Source organism: Synechococcus sp. H55.11 (assembly GCF_047462475.1).
Taxonomy (GTDB): domain Bacteria; phylum Cyanobacteriota; class Cyanobacteriia; order Thermostichales; family Thermostichaceae; genus Thermostichus.
This window is the reverse complement of record NZ_JANSJI010000130.1, coordinates 2,089-6,192: the sequence shown is the minus strand read 5'-3', so window position 1 is coordinate 6,192 and position 4,104 is coordinate 2,089. Positions and strand designations below refer to the sequence as shown.

Sequence of the window (4,104 nt, the reverse complement as noted above, 5' to 3'; positions counted from 1 at the left end):
GGGCTGGCAGCAAAGTGTCTTAATCTTGTTTGAAACGACTATTACAGTAGAGAAGTAGACAACGCTGGAAGAAGCTGTATGCGGCTCACCAGCTTGCAACTCAGGAGCCAAAGGCCGAGATTCCCCACCGCTGCAAGCTGTCGAAGGCGGTGTAGGCCGTCAGATCCGGCTGCAGGGGCGTAATCGACACATACCCTTGGGCAACCGCCTGCACGTCGGAACAGGGATCCACTCCCTCTTCCACCACTTCCCCCGCCAGCCAGTAGTAGGCCTTGCCGCGCGGATCCAGCCGCTTTTCGTAGATATCGGTGTACTTGCGCCAGGCCAGGCGGGCCAAGACCATGCCGCGTATCTCCGTCAGAGCCACCGGTGGGACATTGATGTTCAACAGCAGCGGCTTCTCTAGGGGCTTCAGGCTCAGCTTCTCCAGCAGCGTCAGCACCACCTGGGCCGCCGGCTGAAAATCCTGGTGGGTAAAGCTGGCCAGGCTCACCGCCAGGCTGGGGATCCCTTCCAATAGCCCTTCCATGGCCGCTGAGACGGTGCCGGAGTAGAGCACATCGGTGCCCAGATTGGCTCCCTGATTGATGCCGGAAATCACCCAATCGGGAGGATAATCCAATAGCCCGTCCAGACCCAGCTTGACACAGTCGGAAGGTGTGCCCGAACAGGCCCAGGCTTGCACCTCTGGCGGAAACCCCTCCCGCACCGGATCCACCCGCAGCGGTTTGTGCAACGTCAAGGCGTGGCCGGTGGCCGAGCGCTCCCGATCCGGACAGACTACTGTCACCTGGTGTCCGCCCATCTGAGCCAGCGCTGCCGCTAAACACCGCACCCCTGCCGCCTGGATGCCGTCATCGTTGCTAACGAGAATGTTCATCGGTGCCACTCCTCACCGCGTCCAAGCAACCCGGCTGCCCCTACTATGCTATCTGCTGCTGAGCCCACAGCCGGCCAGGAGCCAGGAAAAAATGAAGAGTGCGGCTTCTGTATGTTACCATTAGACGTAGCCTTATAAACAACATCCGTATAACCACGGTGTTGCTCCATAAATCTTGAGTGTCATTATGAAGCTAAGGTAAAGCTACTACCGAAGCTCCCTTCCTCTTGGTTTATCCTTCCGTTAGGGTCTGGCCTTTTCTTTACAAACTCTTTTGATGGCTCGATGGAGCGGAAGAGGCGGCAAAGTTCACCTAGTTACTCAATTGACAGGAAGCCTATCCCATGTCCCTAGTTTCCATCACATCGGCAGCGGAGGCTCAGGAATGGCGGGAGCTCTGCCAGTGGGCCGAGGAGCACTACCGCTGTCGCACTTTTCCCAAGGACGTGCGCATCCCCACCCGTCCGGGCCTGGTCTACATCCCCCAAGAAGGCGTGGTGCGCCTAGTTAGCCAAACGCCGGAGCGGCGGGAGGTTTTTGTCGGGTTTATCACGCCCGGCGTGCCCTTTGAGCTGAGCAACCCGGAGCGCTTTGAGCTAAAAGCTTGCACCCATGTCGATCGCACCACGGTAATGTGGTTTTACTGGCAGGATCTGGAGCAGTGGCCCTACTTGCACCAGAAAATTCAAGAAAGCTTCCGCCAGCAACTGCAACGCAAGCTGCTCTGGCTAGGCAACTTGGGCCAACGGCGTGCCATTGACCGCCTCAAGGGGTTCCTAACGCTGTTGATTGAAGAGTACGGGCAGCCCTGTGAGCAGGGGATGTACCTTCCCTGGACTCTGACCCACGCCCAGATTGGGGACGCCATTGGGGCTACGCGCGTAACGGTCACTCGCCTGCTGGGATCCCTGCGCTCGAAAGGGTTTGTGCAGGTGCTGGATCAAAACTTAATTTGCCTTCCCAACGGGGTGAAGCTGCAGTCCGTGCCCAAAAAGGCGGCTAGCGCCTAAGCTATGGGCCTGCAGCTCTACTACCGTGCCTGGGGCAAAGGGATCCCTTCCCTGCCCATCCTGCTGCTCCACGGCCATCCGGGCAATGCTGACTGCATGGAAGTCTTTGCCGAGGCGGTGGCGGGGATCCACCCCTGTGTGGCGCCGGATCTGCGCGGCTATGGGCGTTCGCAGGTACGGGATCCCTTTGAGATGGCAACTCACCTAGAGGACTTGCAGGAGCTGCTGGATTGCCTGGGCTGGCAGGAGTGTCTGGTGTTGGGCTGGTCGTTGGGTGGGATCCTGGCCCTGGAGTTGGCCTTGCGCCTGCCGCAGCGGGTCAAGGGCTTGGTTTTGGTAGCCAGCGCCGCCTGTCCTCGTAGCAACCATGCCCCCATCACCGTTGGGGATCAGCTTAACACCGGCATTGCTTCGCTGCTCAACTGGCTTTGGCCCGGCTGGAGTTGGAACATCGACACCTTTGGCCGCCGCTCTCTTTACCGCTACCTCATCCAGCAACACACCCCAACCGCCTATCGCTATCTGGCCCAGGCAGCTTTGCCTGCCTATCTGCACACCTCTCCCCAAGCCCGCCGCGCTTTGCGCACCGCCCTGCAACAGGGCTACAACCGTGAGGGGGAGCTGCAGCACCTGCGCCTACCTGTGTTGCTCCTGGCCGGCGAGCGGGATCGCCACATCACCGCCGCTAGCAGCTTGGCCACCGCCCGCCTTCTACCCCAGTGCACCTGCATTGTCTATCCCGATGTGGCCCACCTCTTCCCGTGGGAGATCCCTGAACAGGTAGGACGGGATCTGCGTCGCTGGCTTAGCGCTCAGGACTGGGACAAAGGGAGCTCTTCTAACCCACCCTCAGCGGAAGGAGCCGCAGCCTGAACCTGGGCCAGCTTGCGCAGCCGGGCAAAGGCTTCTTCCTCCAGCCGGATCTGCTGCTGCTGCTGTTCTTCCGGGGTGCGCAGGCGTTTTCCCAGCGGCTGTTGCAGCGTGCCCAAAAGTAAGGGCTCGGAGACCCCCGGTTCAGGGTGGATGACGGTGCGGGCCTGCAGGGTAAATACCGGCGAGCCGGTGGAGAAGCGACCGGAGGACGCCAAATCGCTGGCCGCCTGCTTCAGCGTGAGGATCAGGTGCTCTGGGGTGATGTCCGGGCTGACGGCGATGACCGCCCGCTCTGCCCCTTGGTCATAGACCGTGGTGTAGGGGGCAGCGCCGGGAATGCGGGAGCGAAAGATCGGCCCTAAACTGAGGGCAAAACAGCCCGCCGTCAAAACCAGGGTGAAGGCCGTGTAGCCCACCAGCGAAAACTTCCAAGGCCAGTTGCGGATCCAGGCCAGCAGGGTAAGCAGAGCCAGCAGACCCGCCACCCCCAGCCCCACCTGGGTGGCAGAGGCGAAGAAAGATTGCAAGGATCCATCCATCATTTACAGGGAGAAGGAGTTCGGACTCAGCAGTCTCATCTTAAGCAATCTGGCAATCCTCTCAACTGCTTGCTGGCTCTAGCCGGGAGGAGATAGGCTTGCGACTCCATCTGCCAAACCAGCTCTCGCTGATCCCAGAAGTGCCGGCAGCTCTGTGCCTTTTAGAACTGTTTTTTATGCTACTGAATGAGCATTGCTGGCAAGAAGAACGCTGAAAACAATGCGAAGGAAACGAACGACGGTATCAGCAAGATGGATATAATGCCAGCGAAGCGGCTTGAGAACTGCCGGCATGTCATCTTCAACCCTCTCTGATGGAGCGCGTTACAGCCTTGACTCTCCGGATCCCTCGGTAGCCTTGCAAACTGCGAAAGACTCACTATTTGCCCTGGGCAACCTCACCGCTGGGATCGTTAACGAATACCACGACGTAGTCAGCAACTCCGTGCTGCTGGAGAAGCTGGAGAACTTTCAGGTTGTCTACGAAGAGGCCAATGCCCGCCTACGGAAGCCCTCCTTCCGGATTGCCACCATTGGCACCACCTCTTCAGGTAAGTCCACCATTGTCAACGCTCTCATTGGTCGGAAAATCGCGCCTATCGAGGCCCAGGAGATGAGTGCCGGGATCCTACGGATTAGGCACGGCGAGCGGAGCAAGCTAGTTATCCACAATACAGAAGGAGCCACCTGGGAATGCGGCACCTGGGAAGACCTGAGGGACGAAGAGATCTACAGCAGGCTCAAGCTGACAATGGAGGCTTACCACCAAGAGCGGCGAAAGAAGAGGAAGAAGGAAGATAAA

The 4,104-nt window shown here is 59.2% G+C and carries 5 protein-coding genes; 3 read left to right on the top strand and 2 right to left on the bottom strand.

Translation table 11 applies throughout. The annotated features are described in order from the left end of the window. Positions 1 to 100: 100 nt before the first annotated feature. Entirely contained in the window at positions 101 to 880 is a 780-nt protein-coding gene (surE, locus tag NW853_RS05570) for a 5'/3'-nucleotidase SurE (protein WP_414335882.1), read from the bottom strand. A 344-nt stretch (positions 881 to 1,224) separates the two neighbouring features. Between surE and NW853_RS05565 the strand changes: the two genes are divergently transcribed. Continuing rightward, positions 1,225 to 1,890, top strand: coding sequence for a Crp/Fnr family transcriptional regulator (locus tag NW853_RS05565; protein WP_414335883.1), 666 nt, complete (start codon positions 1,225 to 1,227; stop codon positions 1,888 to 1,890). A gap of 3 nt (positions 1,891 to 1,893) precedes the next feature. Continuing rightward, positions 1,894 to 2,763 carry an alpha/beta fold hydrolase gene (locus tag NW853_RS05560; protein ID WP_414348244.1) on the top strand — a complete coding sequence of 290 codons (870 nt, stop codon included), beginning with the start codon at positions 1,894 to 1,896 and terminating at the stop codon, positions 2,761 to 2,763. Here NW853_RS05560 and NW853_RS05555 read toward each other — a convergent pair. Beyond that, a complete protein-coding gene (locus tag NW853_RS05555) occupies positions 2,703 to 3,290 on the bottom strand; it encodes a DUF2518 family protein (protein ID WP_414348241.1) in 588 nt (195 codons plus the stop codon). The genes NW853_RS05560 and NW853_RS05555 overlap by 61 nt on opposite strands. A 304-nt stretch (positions 3,291 to 3,594) precedes the next feature. Between NW853_RS05555 and NW853_RS05550 the strand changes: the two genes are divergently transcribed. Next, on the top strand, positions 3,595 to 4,104 hold a 510-nt coding region (locus NW853_RS05550), incomplete at its 3' end, for a dynamin family protein (protein ID WP_414348238.1).